Consider the following 15,608-nt stretch of genomic DNA (forward strand, 5'->3'; position numbering starts at 1 on the left):
CAACATGTCAAACGCACCACTGGGCGGCGCAGGTCTGCGCGGTCAAAGCGCGGGAGTCACCGCTTTATGTACTGTCGGAAAAACTGGGACGGGTCTAACTTATCGAGGTTATGACATCACCGATCTTGCCAACCATGCACAGTTTGAAGAGGTCGCTCATCTGTTATTGATTGGCCATTTACCTAATCAAAGTGAACTTGACCAGTACAAAACCCGCTTAATGGGATTACGAGGTTTACCGCAGCCGTTAAAAGCCGCGCTAGAGCTGTTGCCAGCCAGTACACATCCAATGGACGTAATGCGCACTGGCTGTTCAGTTTTAGGCAACCTTGAAACTGAGCACAGTTTTGCTGAGCAGTTGAGTGCGACCGAACGGATGTTGGCACTTTTCCCCGCTATTATCTGTTATTGGTATCGTTTCAGCCACCAAGGCATCCGGATTGAGACTGAAGATCAAAGCGAAGCATGCATTGGTGGCTACTTCTTAAAAATGCTGACAGGAAAAGCACCGAGCGAGCTGCATAAGCAGGTGATGCATTGCTCATTGATTCTGTACGCAGAGCATGAGTTTAATGCATCAACGTTTTCCGCGCGCGTTTGTGCTTCTACACTGTCAGATATTCACTCTTGCGTAACCGGGGCGATTGGCACACTGCGTGGCCCGTTGCATGGTGGAGCCAATGAAGCGGCGATGGCGATGATCGAACGCTGGCAAACACCGGACGAAGCTGAGGCCAATATTCTGCAAATGTTGGCTAATAAAGACAAAATAATGGGTTTTGGTCATGCTATTTATCGTGAAAGTGACCCGCGTAACGCATTGATCAAACGTTGGTCAAAAGCGTTATCTGAAGCGGTGGGTGATACGCATTTGTACGCGGTATCAGAACGTGTTGAAGCGGTGATGAAACGTGAGAAAGACCTATTTTGTAATGCGGATTTCTTCCACGCTTCGGCCTACCATTTTATGGGTATTCCTACGCCATTATTTACCCCTATTTTTGTGATGAGTCGATTAACCGGCTGGGCCGCTCATGTGTTTGAGCAGCGCGCTAATAACCGAATTATTCGCCCAAGTGCCGATTATGACGGTCCTGAACATCAAGAGTGGATACCAATAGAGCAGCGTTAATGGGATGAAATCAAGCCATGCTCCTTTGGTGTATGGTTTGATGGCAGGTAAAACCTAGCTCGCTAGACAATGTTTCGAATAGACAGTTTTATGGGTGGAATTGATGAGTCATCAAACGATCAACAGCCAATACAAAAAAGTATTACCAGCGACCGCGCTGGAGTATTTTGATGCACGACAAGCGGTCAATGATATCCAAGCCGGAGCGTATGATCGGCTACCTTACACCTCACGAATACTGGCGGAAAACTTAGTCCGCCGCTGTGAGCCGCACACATTGGTTGATTCGCTGAAACAGCTGATTGAGCGTAAGCGCGATCTCGACTTCCCGTGGTATCCGGCGCGTGTGGTGTGCCACGACATTTTAGGGCAAACCGCTTTAGTGGACTTGGCGGGGTTAAGAGACGCGATCGCTCAGCAAGGCGGTGATCCATCCAAAGTAAACCCTGTGGTGGAAACGCAACTGATTGTCGATCACTCACTCGCGGTTGAACATGCCGGCTTCGAAGCTGACGCGTTTGAAAAAAACCGTGCGATTGAAGATCGCCGCAATGAAGATCGCTTTCACTTCATCGAATGGTGCAAAACCGCCTTTGAAAATGTCAGCGTTATTCCGGCGGGTAATGGCATCATGCACCAGATTAACTTAGAAAAAATGTCGCCCGTCATCCAAGTGAAAAACGGTTTAGCATTTCCAGATACTTGTGTCGGTACTGACAGCCATACTCCTCATGTCGATTCATTAGGCGTGCTGGCGATTGGTGTCGGTGGGTTAGAAGCCGAAACGGTGATGTTAGGTCGCCCTTCGATGATGCGTCTGCCCGATATTGTCGGCGTTAAACTAACCGGTCAACGCCAAGCGGGGATCACCGCGACCGACATTGTGCTTGCCATTACGGAGTTCTTGCGAAATCAGCGCGTGGTGTCTTGTTATCTGGAGTTTTTCGGAGAAGGCGCTCGCGCATTGACGATTGGCGATCGTGCAACGCTTTCCAATATGACACCTGAATATGGTGCAACCGCAGGTATGTTCTATATTGATGAGCAAACCATCAACTATCTCAAACTCACGGGTCGAGACGCACAGCAAGTAGCCTTGGTTGAACAGTACGCTAAGCAAACCGGCTTATGGGCCGATGATTTGATTGAAGCGCAATACGAACGGGTGCTGGAGTTTGATCTCTCAAGTGTACAGCGCAATTTAGCCGGGCCTTCGAATCCTCATCGCCGTTTGCCGACAAGCGAACTGACCGAGCGCGGTATTGCGGGGGCGTGGCAAACCAAAGAAGGCGAATTACCTGATGGCGCAGTGATCATCGCCGCCATTACTTCGTGCACCAATACCAGTAATCCGCGCAATGTCGTGGCCGCCGCGTTGCTGGCGAAAAAGGCCAATCAATTGGGTTTGGTTCGCAAACCTTGGGTCAAAACCTCTTTTGCACCGGGCTCAAAAGTAGCCAAACTTTATTTAGAGGAAGCCGGTCTGCTGCCTGAGCTAGAACAGCTCGGTTTTGGCATCGTCGCTTATGCATGCACTACCTGTAATGGCATGAGTGGCGCACTTGATCCTAGGATTGAGCAGCAAATCATTGAACGCGATCTCTATACGACGGCTGTGCTATCAGGTAACCGAAACTTTGATGGCCGCATCCATCCCTATGCGAAGCAGGCTTTTCTTGCCTCTCCGCCATTGGTGGTGGCGTATGCACTTGCGGGTACGATTCGTTTTGATATTGAAAAAGACGCGTTGGGAATAGATGCGCAAGGCAAGCCGATTTACCTCAATGAATTATGGCCAACCGATGAAGAGATCGATGATGTGGTGGCGCGTCATGTTAAGCCCGAACAGTTCAAACAAATCTACATTCAGATGTTTAAATTAGATGAGCACATGGCCAAACAAAAGCCACTTTATGATTGGCGCCCCATGAGCACTTATATCCGTCGTCCGCCTTATTGGGAAGGTGCGTTAGCGGGTGAACGTCGGTTGTCAGCCATGCGACCTTTGGCGATTTTAGCTGACAACATCACTACGGATCATTTATCGCCATCGAACGCTATTTTAGCGACCAGTGCCGCTGGGGAATATTTGCTCAAAATGGGCGTTCCGGAGCAAGATTTTAACTCCTATGCCACGCATCGTGGTGACCATCTGACCGCGCAACGCGCCACTTTTGCTAACCCCAAACTGTTCAATGAGATGGTGCAAGAGGAGGGCAAAGTAAAGCAAGGTTCGTTAGCGCGTATTGAACCTGAAGGCTTGGTTACCCGCATGTGGGAAGTGATAGAGACTTATATGGATCGTAAGCAGCCATTGATCATTATTGCTGGGGCCGATTATGGGCAAGGTTCGTCACGTGATTGGGCGGCGAAAGGTGTACGTTTGGCGGGAGTTGAAGCCATTGTTGCCGAGGGGTTTGAACGGATCCATCGCACGAATTTAGTCGGGATGGGTGTTCTGCCACTGCAATTTAAAACGGGAACGGACCGCCACACACTGCAACTCGATGGTACTGAGCTTTATGATGTGGTGGGAGATATTAAGCCGGGCGTCGACTTAAGCTTGGTGATCACGCGTACGCAAGGCGCAAATAAGGGCGAACAGCAGAAGGTTACGGTGACTTGTCGTTTAGACACGGCTGATGAAGTCAGTGTGTATCAGGCTGGTGGCGTATTGCAGCGTTTTGCGCAAGATTTTCTGGCTCAATGACGCTAAGGATAAAGGAGTATCAGGTGAGTAACTCATTAAAAATTCCGGCGATGTATATGCGCGGCGGCACCAGTAAGGGCGTGTTTTTTCGGCTTGAAGATTTACCCAAAGAGGCTCAGCAAGCGGGAGAGGCACGAGATCAACTGCTGTTGCGTGTCATTGGTAGCCCCGATCCTTATGGCAAACAAATTGATGGCATGGGCGGCGCAAGTTCTAGCACCAGCAAAGCCGTGATTCTCTCCAAAAGTGAGCAAGCCGATCACGATGTCGATTATCTATTCGGCCAAGTTTCGATAGACAAAGCGTTTGTAGACTGGAGCGGCAACTGCGGTAACCTTTCTGCGGCAGTAGGGCCATTTGCGATTCACAGCGGTTTTATCGACCCAGAACAGATCCCTAATAACGGTGTAGTGACGGTTCGCGTTTGGCAAGCCAACATTGGCAAAACTATTCTCATCCATGTGCCAATTGAGCAGGGTGAAGTGCAAGAGTGTGGCGATTTCGAACTTGATGGGGTGACTTTTCCCGCCGCCGAAATTGCGGTTGATTTTCTCGATCCTGCCGATGATAGCGGTGTGATGTTCCCAACCGGAAATGTGCTCGACCAACTGCAAATCCCCGGCATGGGAACCTTGAATGCAACGCTCATTAATGCGGGCATTCCGACGATTTTTATCGATGCACACGACATCGGTTATCAAGGTACTGAACTTCAAGAGGCGATCAACAATGATGATCATACCTTGGCGATGTTTGAAGCGATTCGCGCTTATGGCGCTGTGAAAATGGGTTTGATTGAGCATATTGAACAAGCCCAACTGCGCCAACATACGCCTAAAGTAGCGTTTGTGGCAAAAGCGCAATCCTATTTGTCATCCAGTGGTAAAGCGGTATCGGCGAACGATGTCGATATTGTGGTGCGCGCACTGTCTATGGGAAAACTGCATCATGCGATGATGGGAACGGCCGCCGTGGCCATCGCTTCAGCGGCCAGTGTCCCGGGAACGTTAGTGAATATGTTGGCGGGCGGTGGAGCAAAAGAATCGGTCACTTTTGGTCATCCATCCGGTACGCTGAAAGTAGGCGCTAAAGCCGTTTTACGAGAGGGTCATTGGGGAATAGAGAAAGCCAGTATGAGCCGCAGCGCGCGGGTGTTAATGGAAGGTTGGGTGCGAGTCCATCGTTAAGCCTCAAATCATGTTAAGGGAAATGTTATGTCGGCATATTTAAAGGAATATCAATGGGCTCAATCTGAACCTGAATCATTTTGGCAGGCTCAAGCTCGGCAGATTGAGTGGTTTGAGTTTCCCCAAACTATCTTACAAAAAGATGAACATGGCATTGAACGCTGGTTTACCGATGGTGTACTCAATACCTGTTGGTTGGCGCTAGATTTTCATTGTGAGCAGGGGCGAGGTGAGCAAACCGCGCTGATTTATGATTCCCCAGTAACCGGAAGAAAGCGTCAATACAGCTATACACAATTACGAGATCAGGTAGCGAAAGTGGCGGGAATGCTGGCAATGCAAGGTGTTGCTAAAGGCGATCGGGTGATCATTTATATGCCAATGATCCCGGAAGCAGTGATGGCGATGCTCGCTTGTGCACGGCTTGGCGCGATTCACTCTGTCGTTTTTGGCGGTTTTGCACCCAATGAATTAGCGGTACGTATTGAAGATGCTGAACCGAAAGTGATCATGACGGCATCTTGCGGTATCGAAATCAATAAGATTTTACCCTACAAACCCTTAGTTGACCGTGCCATTTTAGACAGCAAATGGAAGCCGGAAAAAGTGGTGGTGTTACAACGCTCGGAGCATGTGGCTGACTTAAATAATGAGCGAGATCTAGAGTGGAATCGAGCCGTTAAAGAAGCGCCGCCACATGATTGTGTGCCGGTTTTGGCGACCGATCCGCTTTATATTCTTTACACATCAGGTACGACAGGCAAACCCAAAGGGGTGGTGCGCGACAACGGTGGTCATGCAGTCGCGATGAAGTACTCCATGTCAACCATCTACAATATGCCTCAGCAAGGTGTTTTTTGGGCTGCGTCGGACGTGGGGTGGGTAGTCGGTCACTCTTACATTGTTTATGCGCCCTTGATTCACGGTTGCACCACCATTTTATATGAAGGTAAACCGGTGCGCACACCCGATCCGGCTGCATTTTGGCGAGTGTGCCAAGAGTATAAAGTGGACGTACTTTTTTCTGCGCCTACCGCCTTTCGCGCCATCAAAAAAGAAGATCCCAATGGCGATCTACTCAAACATTATGATTTATCCACTTTAACCACTATTTTTATGGCCGGAGAGCGTCTTGACCCGCCGACACTTGAATGGGTAGAACAGCACACTCAAAAGCCGGTAGTTGACCATTGGTGGCAAACCGAAACCGGTTGGGCGATTGCTGGAAATCCGATAGGGCTTGAGTCAATGCCAATTAAAGCGGGGTCAGCAACGAAACCGATTCCCGGTTATCAGGTTGAGATTCTCAATGAGCTAGGTGAAGTGATGCCTGCCAATCAACAAGGGTTTGTGGCGTTGAAACGCCCCTTACCACCAAGTTGTTTAGCGACGATATGGCGTGATCACGAACGATTTGAGTCCGGTTACCTTGCTCAATTTGACGGTTACTATGTTTCTGGTGATGGTGGCTATTTGGATGAAGAGGGTTATCTCTTCATCATGGGGCGAATTGATGATGTGATAAACGTTGCAGGCCATCGTTTATCTACGGGGGAGATGGAAGAAATCGTCGGTGCTCATCCTGCGGTTGCCGAATGTGCTGTAGTCGGAGTGTATGACGAGCTGAAAGGGCAGTTGCCGCTAGGGTTGGTGGTGCTTAAAGATGGAGTTAAGGTGGATGAGCGCGAGTTGGAACAAGAACTTGTTAACAAAGTGCGCAGTGAAATTGGTGCGGTAGCGTGCTTTAAGCATGCGTTAATTGTTGATCGTTTACCCAAAACGCGCTCTGGTAAAATTCTGCGTCGCGTCATTCGACAAATTGCCGATGGCGAAGAGTATGCTGTCCCTTCAACAATTGATGACCCAATGAGCTTGAGTGAGTTAGAAAAAGCGCTCCATCACTAGCGACTACCCTATAGTTGACGATTAATTGAGGCGCCTCAGATGAATGAGGCGTTTTTATTGCCAATTTGTAATCCGCATTTTATTTGTTTCTCTTAGTTCCTCTGTCTTAGTTCTAAGACGAGATTAGCGCTCAATCGACCAAAAACACTACGCATGAAGATATATTTTTTAATCACTATCTTATAGAATCACGGCCAAAGCTTTATTCATTCAGAGCGCGAAATATGTCGTTAGTTATCATAACTCCTGCTTGTGATCGTGATTTACCGCAACTGAATCAGTTGATGTATGACCTTCATCATGAGCATCACCTTGCTTGCCCTGAGCATTTCAAAACAGCAGAAGAGATTGAACAAGAAAAAAGTATTGCTCGTTATTTAGATGATCCGGAATGTTTGGTTTACGTTGCCAAAATAGACAGTCAAATTGTGGGATTTATATCGGGTCACTTTTGCGAGTTAATTTCAAGCGTGAGCAAAGCGGTACCAATGGGCAGTATTGATGAGCTTTACGTTGAGCCACAATATCGTCAGCAGCATATCGCACAGCAGCTGTTTCAAAAAATGGAACAGACATTAAAAGAGTACGGTATTACCCAAGTCTTTGTCGAAGTGTGGGATTTTAACCAAGGAGCGCAATCTTTTTATCAACGTTCTGGTTTTTCATCGCATATACATTGGTTAAGAAAGTCAATCGATAGCAAGTAATTCGATAATAATAATCATGGATTTTTAATGTGTTAAAACAGTTTTCATTGTTGAGTGTCTGTTTGCTGTCGTTGTTCTGGTCAAGTGTTGGTGTCGCTCAACAACCCGTAACGCTACCAGATAATATTCGTGGTGCTCTATGCCTAGTTAAAGCCGATCATAAGATCGTGCTCGTTAACGAGGTGATCACCAAGCAGATTTCATTGCCAGGAGGGACGATATCTCCCGGTGAATCTCCAGAATTGGCCGCGCAAAGAGAAACATGGGAAGAAACGGGCCTTGTTGTAACGGTAGGGCGCACGTTGGGGTATACGGATACGGCTGTCGTTTACAGCTGTCGCAGTGATTCCGATGTGATTGCTTTTGAGTCAAAAAATAGCCGTAATGGACATGAGTTGCCTATTTGGTTTGCTCCTCATTATGGTGTCGAGGTTGCTAGCGCAATGCTGATCGATCCGTATCGTATTGATGCAAGTCAGTATCGTTACCCTGAGCAATGGGATCGGATCAAAACCATGTATCAAGAAGCGGATAGTCAACCCGTGATTTATGTAGAGAATCTGGTTTCTGCTGCGCCTCGGTTTCACCAAATCGAATTAGGCTGGATGATGAAATTGCAGAATACGGTCGCGGAATGGCCGTATACGCTGAGTTCGTCGATTTATCAAATCGCAGTATGGATCACCAAATTGACGGATCCTTTATTGCTGATAGTTTTGTTTCCAGTGATTGCCTGTTATCTGGGTAAAGAGTCTGTTTATAAGATATTTTTTGTGGTTACCGTGAGTTCATTGTTGTCATTAGTGGCTCAGCAAGGATTTGCATTACCAAGACCTCATGCCTATATACCATTGTTGGAACTTTGCCAAAGTTACGGGTACGGTTTTCCAAGTTTACCGATTGCAGTTTGGTTTGGTGTAGGGATATCACTATTGCGAGCTTTTGATCATCTTGATTTCAACCGAATGTTTGTGGGTTTTATCGTGTTGATGGGGCTATTAATGTTGGCCAAATTCTATATTGGGGAAGCCTTCATCAGCGATATGGTGATAGGTGGATTGTTGGGCGCTCTGGTTGCGTGGCATATTGTTCGTTTAGATGAACAATCTTATACCGACGTCAGGACACTGCTGGGTTCGCGTGGGGTATGGTGGGGTTTAACGATCACGGTTGCACTGCTGGCTATGATCTGGCCCTTGCCTAGTTTCACCGCTTGGTTAGCCATTTTGCTGACGGCATCGGCTTTAGTTATGACAAAGAACACTGAACCACTACACATCACTCTTCAACGAATGTGGCTGATGATCATTTTGTTATTAGCACTCAATCAAGTGGTGTTATTTGGTGCCACGCTCGTTTCATACAGCAGTATTTTCTCTTTAATGGTTGAGACGCTCCGCTTGCCAATACTCATGCTCATCTTTGCATGCTTCATGCGAAAATGCCGTGCTTAACCTGGTTGTTTAGTCAACATTCCGATTAAAGACGCCTCGACTGAGGCGTCTTTAATGCCTATTTGTGAGACTCACCGAGTACAAATTTTTCTATAGCAACTGCCACACCATCGTCGTCGTTACTGAGTGTAATATAGTCGGCTAGCTGCTTCGTTTGTTCCATCGCATTTGCCATTGCAATTCCAAGTCCTGCGTATTGCAGCATGTGATGATCATTTTCAGCATCTCCCATACAAATAATGTGTTTAGCCTCGATCCCCAAGTGCTCGGCAATCGCTTTGACACCGACGCCTTTATTACTCTGTGTGTTTAAGAATTCAAGAAAGAATGGTGCACTTTGTACAATGGTAAACTGTTGATAGAGTTCCGGAGGAAGTTGTTCAATGGCTTTTTGTAGCAAGCTCGGCTCTGCCACAATCATTGCTTTGATGATGGGATGATCATCTTCAAGCTGTTCAAAATCCATTTCCGTGATCGGCAGTCCGTTGATTCTTGCTTCAAGCTCGGTATATTCACTGATTTTAGGCGTGATCAGACCATGAACTTGGCTAAAGGCGTGCGTATTCACGTTAAGTTGGTTAGCAAGGTTAGCGACTAATTTTGCAGAGCGGCCATCGATAATTTTGTGATGAATAATTTCACCACTGCCAATGTTTTGAACCATTGAGCCGTTGTAGTAAAGGACAAAATCCTCATTTGAGTTTAAATGCAGTTCTTGCAACTTATCGCGCATGCCATCAATGGGACGTCCAGACGCCAGCACCACTTTTACGCCTTTTTCACGAGCTTTGGCTATAGCCTGTTTTGTTCTGGCTGTGATCTGTTTTTGGCTATTGAGAAGAGTACCGTCCATATCTAAAGCGATGAGTTTATACATGACTTACCTAAATTAAGTGAAGAAGAAAGCCAGCAGCTTATGCAAGTTGAGATGTGATCGCCACTGATTTAGTCAAATTTTTACGCACGTGATGGGTTTAGTTTGACCTAAGGCAAGGCATCTATTAAGGTCAGCGACCTGCATTTTTTGATATTGAGTTAGGCTGAGTTTACGTTGTACAAAATTAATGAAATGTTTGAGACCATTCAAGGTGAAGGCGTGCATACCGGCGTTCCTGCGGTTTTTATTCGTTTGCAAGAATGCCCAGTGGGATGCGCTTGGTGCGATACAAAGCAGACGTGGGATGCAACGCCGCAAGATGAACGCCCAATCAATGACGTGCTAGCCAAAACCCAAGATAGCCCAACTTGGTGCTCAGTCAGTGCAGAAGAGATGGTGTCGCTCTATAAAACACAGGGTTATCATGCTAAACATATTGTAATTACGGGCGGTGAACCGTGTATTTATGATCTGCGTCCACTTGCGCAAGCATTTGAGGCAATGGGATGTCACATTCAAATTGAAACCAGCGGCACATTCCCGGTTCAAACCTCGGCAAATGCATGGGTGACAGTGTCACCAAAAGTTGCAATGAAGGGCAAACTGCCTGTACTCGATTCAGCTCTGTTAAGAGCAAATGAGATCAAGCACCCCGTCGCAACGGCTAAAGATATTGAACAGCTAGATGCGTTATTGCTGCGAGCGCAAGTTCCTGATTCAACAGTGATTGCTTTACAGCCTATTAGTCAGAAAGAGCGGGCAACCCAATTGTGCATTGAAACATGCATTGCGAGGAACTGGCGTTTATCGATTCAAACGCATAAATATTTAAGTATTGCCTGAGGAGAGGAAAATGAAAAAAGCCGTTGTGGTATTTAGTGGTGGCCAAGATTCAACAACCTGTTTGGTTCAGGCATTAAAAGAGTTTGATGAAGTGCACGCCATCACCTTTGATTATGGCCAACGCCATAAACTCGAGATTGAGGTTGCCAGCACCTTAGCGAAAAAGTTAGGTGTAGCTGCACATAAAGTCATGGATGTAAGCTTACTCAATGAGTTAGCGATCAGTTCACTCACTCGTGACGATATTCCAGTATCACACGAGTTACAAGAGAATGGGTTACCGAACTCGTTTGTGCCGGGGCGTAACATTCTGTTTTTGACCCTTGCGGGTATTTACGCGTATCAAATAGGCGCAGATGAGGTGATTACTGGTGTTTGTGAAACAGACTTTTCTGGCTATCCGGATTGCCGAAATGATTTTGTTAAAGCGATGAACAGTGCTTTGGTGCAAGGGATGGATCGCCCATTCAACATTCGTACTCCTTTAATGTGGCTAAACAAAGCAGAAACTTGGGCATTGGCGGATCAACATGATGCTCTCGAACTCATAAGACACGAAACACTGACTTGTTATAACGGTATTATTGGTGATGGTTGTGGCGATTGCCCATCATGTGAGCTACGTAAAGCGGGTTTAAACGATTATTTAGTAAACAAAGCGTTGGTGATGAATGCGCTTCACCAAAAGCAAACTGTAACTTTATGATGTATCTAATAATCAACGTATAGATCAAGTGAAATTTAAACGGGTGTTCTAGTGTTTGCGAATGGAATAGCGTGCAAATAGAACACCCATTATTTAGCTCAAGGTACTAAATAGTTCAAGGCACTAAAGGTACATTTTGGCCAAATCTGCAGGTTCTACTTCTTTACCTTCTAAGCTTGCATTCCAGTTGGTGCCAATTAACACACCATCTTCATCAAGGGTAATCAACCAATCTTCTACGAAAATATCGAGAGGGATTTCTAACACTTCGAAGTCAGACCACTCTTCAACGTTGTGAGTTTGTGCATCTTCTTTGGTTGACCAAAAGGGCATAACTTCACTACTTTCAAATTCTGTCGAGTCGCATGCCAGCCAACCATCTTCATTTTTTAAGCCCCATACTAGTTGGGTCTCTTTTGTTTGTTCAATAAACAATTCTAAGTTTGCTTGAAGGTCAGCAGTTAATTTGCTCATTATCTTTATCTCATAAGGTGATGATGCGCAAGGATAGCATTTTGTGCTAGTAAACTCATTACAATTTTAGACAGAAAAAAGGGGCGAAAACGCCCCAATCCTCGATAAATATCGATTTCAACGCTCGCGTTTGGTGAAAATGGTCCACTCTTCTTTCACCGAACCTTTGTGGCCGACGACAGTGGCGACAACTTTTCTATTCATCGCATGGCTAATATCATCATCACCATTTTCTGTCAGTTCAGTATCACCAAAACCAACAATACGGACACGAGTATGGCTAATGCCGTAACTAACAAGCGCCTTCTCGACATTATAAGCTCGGTTTTTCGATAACTCTAAGTTATAACCTGGATTCCCAACCTTACTGGCATAACCTTGTAATTCAATCGAAGCTGAAGGGTATTGCTTGAGAAAATTGGCCATTGACCGTATTTGACTTAGAAACACAGGGTTGACTATTGCTGAATCATTCGCAAACAGAATTCTAAGCTGGAGTTGCTCTTCGGTTTTAATGAAAGTGCCACAACCATCATTATCGATCTCTGACTTCAATGGTGTTTCGGGGCACAAATCTCTGGCATTAATCACGCCGTCAAAATCATCGTCACGTAAATCGTCTATTTGATCAGCGAGTGGCATATCAATATATGGATAATCATCTCTAGCAGATGAAGCCGTCGAGGTGATAAAGAGTAAGCTCGCTATCATTGGCCATAAGTATTTCAACATGTTAGTACTCCACCGCATCATGCCACTCTTTGGGTGTATCCACTCTCAACGAACTCAACAATGACCCAGTTGCATTCATAACACGGTATTTTGCATACTGTTCATCGTATTTGGCATCGAGATAACCTTTTCTTGCTTCGAAAAGCTCATTTTCAGTATTCAACACATCCAATAGTGTTCGCTTGCCGAGCTTATATTGTTTTTCATAAGCAATAACCGTATCTGAAGCAGAATCAACATGATCGGCTAAAAATTCTTTCTGTTGTAATGTCAAATCGAGAGCGCTCCAAGATAAACGCAACCCCTCTTCAACACTACGATAAGTCCGATCTCTTAAATCTTTCGCTTTGTTCATTTGGTAGGCAGCACTGTCGGTGCGCGCAGAATCTGAACCACCATTGTACAGGTTGTAACGCATCCTAATCATGGCCGAGAATTCATCGCTGTTACCTTCTATCCCACCGGCATCATCACGCCATGTTTGTGCAGCTTCGAAAGATAACGTTGGGTAATTTGTTCCCTGAGTTTGTTTATATTGAAACTTTGCGGAATCAACATCGGCTTGCGCTACTTTGATGACCGGGTGATCTTGGTAGGCTTTTTCTAAAGCGTCATCAACGGTAAAAGGCAAAGCAGAATGGTCTGCTTTAGGGAAAATTAAATCTTGAGGAGGTTGACCTACCAACCGTTTAAACTGGGTATGTATATCAAACAGATTATTCTGTGCAGCTAAAAGATTGCCATGGGCTTTAGCTAAACGAGCTTCAACCTGAGAAAGATCAGCTGTTGAACCAATGCCTGATTCCACACGCTTTTGTATATCACGATATATTTTCTTATGTACTGAGAGGTTGCTTTCAGAAAGTGTCAGTATTTCAAACGCTTTCGTTGCATCGAGATACACCTTAGTGACCTCTAATGCGATATCTTGAGCGTCAGCTAAGAGTTGGAAACGAACCGATTCGGCATCAGCCGAAGTACGATCAATATCGTTTAAAGTCGAAGAACCATCCCAAATCAGTTGGGTTAAGGTAATGGTGGCTTCTTTACGAGTAAGTTCATTTTCAGTACCAGAGGCTAAATCTACCGCTTCGTAGCCAATACCAGCATCGAGATCGATCCTTGGAAGGTAAGCACCAGAAGAGGCTTCGCTATTATAGCGCTTACTCACATATTCGTTATATGCACTTTTAATATTTGGATTGGTTGCAAGCGTTATTGACACCGCTTGCTCAAGAGTCTGGCTATATACAGAGATCGGGAAGCTGAGTGCGATGGCGTAGCTCAACGTTTTCATGTTCATCCAATTCACTTGGGCACTCCTCTAGGGACTTCTACTTCTTTTAAGCCGCAATAGTACGGCATTAGCTGTTGCATTATCGAGACGCTTGATGGAAAAACGCAACAAAATAACATTAAATTCTCATCAGTAAACAGCAACATATTCATTACATTCGTGATTTTAGCAAAGAATCATACACCAAATCATCAATTAACATTTATTAAACATTGTTGATTGTTTTTATAATAAAGTACATCTTTAGTGTGATATTGATTCAAACTATAAATGTGTGACTTAAGTCTCCACCTACGTCACATAAGAAAGTGTAAAAATGGTTTTTCCTTTGTATTACAGGTGTTAAATGCTAATTTATTACCATTAGAAATGACAAATTACGTAGCAAAGATGTAGGAATGTAAACAGTCGCATCGTTGTGAATTCGGAAGTTATTAGAGGCATTATATGGAACTTGGTTCTTTTTCTTTAGGTACAACATTAACTTTCGGTCAGATGATCGTTGTGGATGCAAATGGCAATGTACGGGTGCTTCAGCCAGGAGAAAAAACCTTGCCTGGTGAAATAATCATTAGTGCCAGTAACGCCTCCCAAAACGATGTAGGCAATAATAATGATGTACAAATATCAAAAGTTAACGCCGATGGTCGCAACGTAGACATAACTAATGACATCAATGAAATTTTCGCAGCATTAGAGCAAGGCCAAGACCCAACACAGCTAGGCGAAGATCTTGCAACTGCAGCGGGTGAATCGAACGGTTCAAGCCCGACGGGTTCAGTCAGCATCGCTCGCGACGCTTTGGAAACCATAGCCGCAACAGAATTCTCCACGTCAGCACTCACCGCGCTAGGCCTCTCTGAAACACAAAGTTTAACGCTATTAGAAAGCTATTCTCAAAGTGCTTTAGGGTTAATTGTGACGGGCACCAACGATGCGCCAGTGGCGGCGGCGGATGTAGAGGCCGGCGCGACCGAAGGTGGCGATGTGATCAGCGGCACGGTGACGGCGACCGATGTGGATACGGCGCAGGGCGACCTGACGTACAGCCTGGTTGATGCGAATGGCGATGCGGCGAGTGCGCCAGCTGGCTTCACGTTGACAGGAAATGCTTGGACGTTCGATCCGAAAGATGCGGCTTACGACTCCCTCGCGGTAGGCGAGACGACCGACGTCGAAGTGACCGTCCAAGTTGCCGATGGCCAAGGTGGCACAGACACCCAAACGATCACCATCACAGTGACGGGCACCAACGATGCGCCAGTGGCGGCGGCGGATGTAGAGGCCGGCGCGACCGAAGGTGGCGATGTGATCAGCGGCACGGTGACGGCGACCGATGTGGATACGGCGCAGGGCGACCTGACGTACAGCCTGGTTGATGCGAATGGCGATGCGGCGAGTGCGCCAGCTGGCTTCACGTTGACAGGAAATGCTTGGACGTTCGATCCGAAAGATGCGGCTTACGACTCCCTCGCGGTAGGCGAGACGACCGACGTCGAAGTGACCGTCCAAGTTGCCGATGGCCAAGGTGGCACAGACACCCAAACGATCACCATCACAGTGACGGGCACCAACGATGCGCCA

General features: G+C 46.2%; 13 protein-coding genes. 9 read left to right on the forward strand and 4 right to left on the reverse strand.

The window, feature by feature from the left end:
• Positions 1–4: 4 nt before the first annotated feature.
• From prpC to AACQ42_RS08745, 6 genes are all read left to right on the forward strand, one after another.
• Positions 5–1,132: a bifunctional 2-methylcitrate synthase/citrate synthase gene (prpC, locus tag AACQ42_RS08720; RefSeq protein ID WP_094165605.1), complete on the forward strand. Its 1,128-nt coding sequence runs from the start codon at positions 5–7 to the stop codon at positions 1,130–1,132.
• Between the two features lie 103 nt (positions 1,133–1,235).
• Positions 1,236–3,842 carry a Fe/S-dependent 2-methylisocitrate dehydratase AcnD gene (acnD, locus tag AACQ42_RS08725; protein WP_094165606.1) on the forward strand — a complete coding sequence of 869 codons (2,607 nt, stop codon included), beginning with the start codon at positions 1,236–1,238 and terminating at the stop codon, positions 3,840–3,842.
• Positions 3,839–5,029, forward strand: a complete 1,191-nt coding sequence (gene prpF / locus AACQ42_RS08730) for a 2-methylaconitate cis-trans isomerase PrpF (RefSeq protein WP_094165607.1) — start codon at positions 3,839–3,841, stop codon at positions 5,027–5,029. Before acnD ends, prpF begins: the two co-directional genes overlap by 4 nt.
• A 27-nt stretch (positions 5,030–5,056) precedes the next feature.
• The gene (locus AACQ42_RS08735; protein ID WP_094165608.1) at positions 5,057–6,934 is read left to right on the forward strand and encodes a propionyl-CoA synthetase; all 1,878 of its coding nucleotides are present in this window, start codon (positions 5,057–5,059) and stop codon (positions 6,932–6,934) included.
• 224 nt (positions 6,935–7,158) lie between these two features.
• Positions 7,159–7,641: a GNAT family N-acetyltransferase gene (locus AACQ42_RS08740; RefSeq protein WP_017046144.1), complete on the forward strand. Its 483-nt coding sequence runs from the start codon at positions 7,159–7,161 to the stop codon at positions 7,639–7,641.
• 29 nt (positions 7,642–7,670) lie between these two features.
• A complete protein-coding gene (locus AACQ42_RS08745) occupies positions 7,671–9,095 on the forward strand; it encodes a bifunctional NUDIX hydrolase/phosphatase PAP2 family protein (RefSeq protein ID WP_094165609.1) in 1,425 nt (474 codons plus the stop codon).
• Positions 9,096–9,153: 58 nt separating this feature from the next.
• Here the strand turns inward: AACQ42_RS08745 and yidA are convergent, their stop codons facing one another.
• A complete protein-coding gene (gene yidA, locus AACQ42_RS08750; RefSeq protein WP_094165610.1) occupies positions 9,154–9,972 on the reverse strand; it encodes a sugar-phosphatase in 819 nt (272 codons plus the stop codon).
• A 192-nt stretch (positions 9,973–10,164) separates the two neighbouring features.
• Between yidA and queE the strand changes: the two genes are divergently transcribed.
• Complete coding sequence (queE, locus tag AACQ42_RS08755; protein ID WP_176429668.1) at positions 10,165–10,815, forward strand: 7-carboxy-7-deazaguanine synthase QueE; 651 nt, start codon at positions 10,165–10,167, stop codon at positions 10,813–10,815.
• 10 nt (positions 10,816–10,825) lie between these two features.
• A complete protein-coding gene (gene queC, locus AACQ42_RS08760; RefSeq protein WP_170935186.1) occupies positions 10,826–11,521 on the forward strand; it encodes a 7-cyano-7-deazaguanine synthase QueC in 696 nt (231 codons plus the stop codon).
• A 123-nt stretch (positions 11,522–11,644) separates the two neighbouring features.
• Here queC and AACQ42_RS08765 read toward each other — a convergent pair whose 3' ends face one another.
• The 3 genes from AACQ42_RS08765 to AACQ42_RS08775 all read right to left on the reverse strand — a co-directional run bounded on the left by AACQ42_RS08765 (position 11,645) and on the right by AACQ42_RS08775 (position 14,039).
• Complete coding sequence (locus AACQ42_RS08765) at positions 11,645–11,995, reverse strand: DUF2750 domain-containing protein (RefSeq protein WP_013856942.1); 351 nt, start codon at positions 11,993–11,995, stop codon at positions 11,645–11,647.
• Between the two features lie 117 nt (positions 11,996–12,112).
• A complete protein-coding gene (locus AACQ42_RS08770; protein ID WP_017042438.1) occupies positions 12,113–12,748 on the reverse strand; it encodes an OmpA family protein in 636 nt (211 codons plus the stop codon).
• Complete coding sequence (locus AACQ42_RS08775) at positions 12,729–14,039, reverse strand: TolC family outer membrane protein (protein ID WP_094165612.1); 1,311 nt, start codon at positions 14,037–14,039, stop codon at positions 12,729–12,731. The genes AACQ42_RS08770 and AACQ42_RS08775 overlap by 20 nt, the downstream gene beginning before the upstream one ends.
• Before the next feature lie 480 nt (positions 14,040–14,519).
• Here AACQ42_RS08775 and AACQ42_RS08780 point away from each other — a divergent pair.
• A partial coding sequence (locus AACQ42_RS08780; protein WP_254918576.1) for a VCBS domain-containing protein occupies positions 14,520–15,608 on the forward strand: 1,089 nt, incomplete at its 3' end.

The organism is Vibrio sp. V12_P9A6T4 (assembly GCF_963874835.1).
Classification (GTDB): domain Bacteria; phylum Pseudomonadota; class Gammaproteobacteria; order Enterobacterales; family Vibrionaceae; genus Vibrio; species Vibrio anguillarum.

What these genes read in the sequence shown, in the direction of transcription:
- prpC (WP_094165605.1), top strand. Translation starts at nt 5, where the DNA reads ATGTCAAACGCACCACTGGGCGGCGCAGGTCTGCGCGGTCAAAGCGCG.
- acnD (WP_094165606.1), top strand. Translation starts at nt 1,236, where the DNA reads ATGAGTCATCAAACGATCAACAGCCAATACAAAAAAGTATTACCAGCG.
- prpF (WP_094165607.1), top strand. Translation starts at nt 3,839, where the DNA reads ATGACGCTAAGGATAAAGGAGTATCAGGTGAGTAACTCATTAAAAATT.
- AACQ42_RS08735 (WP_094165608.1), top strand. Translation starts at nt 5,057, where the DNA reads ATGTCGGCATATTTAAAGGAATATCAATGGGCTCAATCTGAACCTGAA.
- AACQ42_RS08740 (WP_017046144.1), top strand. Translation starts at nt 7,159, where the DNA reads ATGTCGTTAGTTATCATAACTCCTGCTTGTGATCGTGATTTACCGCAA.
- yidA (WP_094165610.1), bottom strand. Translation starts at nt 9,972, where the DNA reads ATGTATAAACTCATCGCTTTAGATATGGACGGTACTCTTCTCAATAGC.
- queE (WP_176429668.1), top strand. Translation starts at nt 10,165, where the DNA reads ATGTTTGAGACCATTCAAGGTGAAGGCGTGCATACCGGCGTTCCTGCG.
- queC (WP_170935186.1), top strand. Translation starts at nt 10,826, where the DNA reads ATGAAAAAAGCCGTTGTGGTATTTAGTGGTGGCCAAGATTCAACAACC.
- AACQ42_RS08765 (WP_013856942.1), bottom strand. Translation starts at nt 11,995, where the DNA reads ATGAGCAAATTAACTGCTGACCTTCAAGCAAACTTAGAATTGTTTATT.
- AACQ42_RS08770 (WP_017042438.1), bottom strand. Translation starts at nt 12,748, where the DNA reads ATGATGCGGTGGAGTACTAACATGTTGAAATACTTATGGCCAATGATA.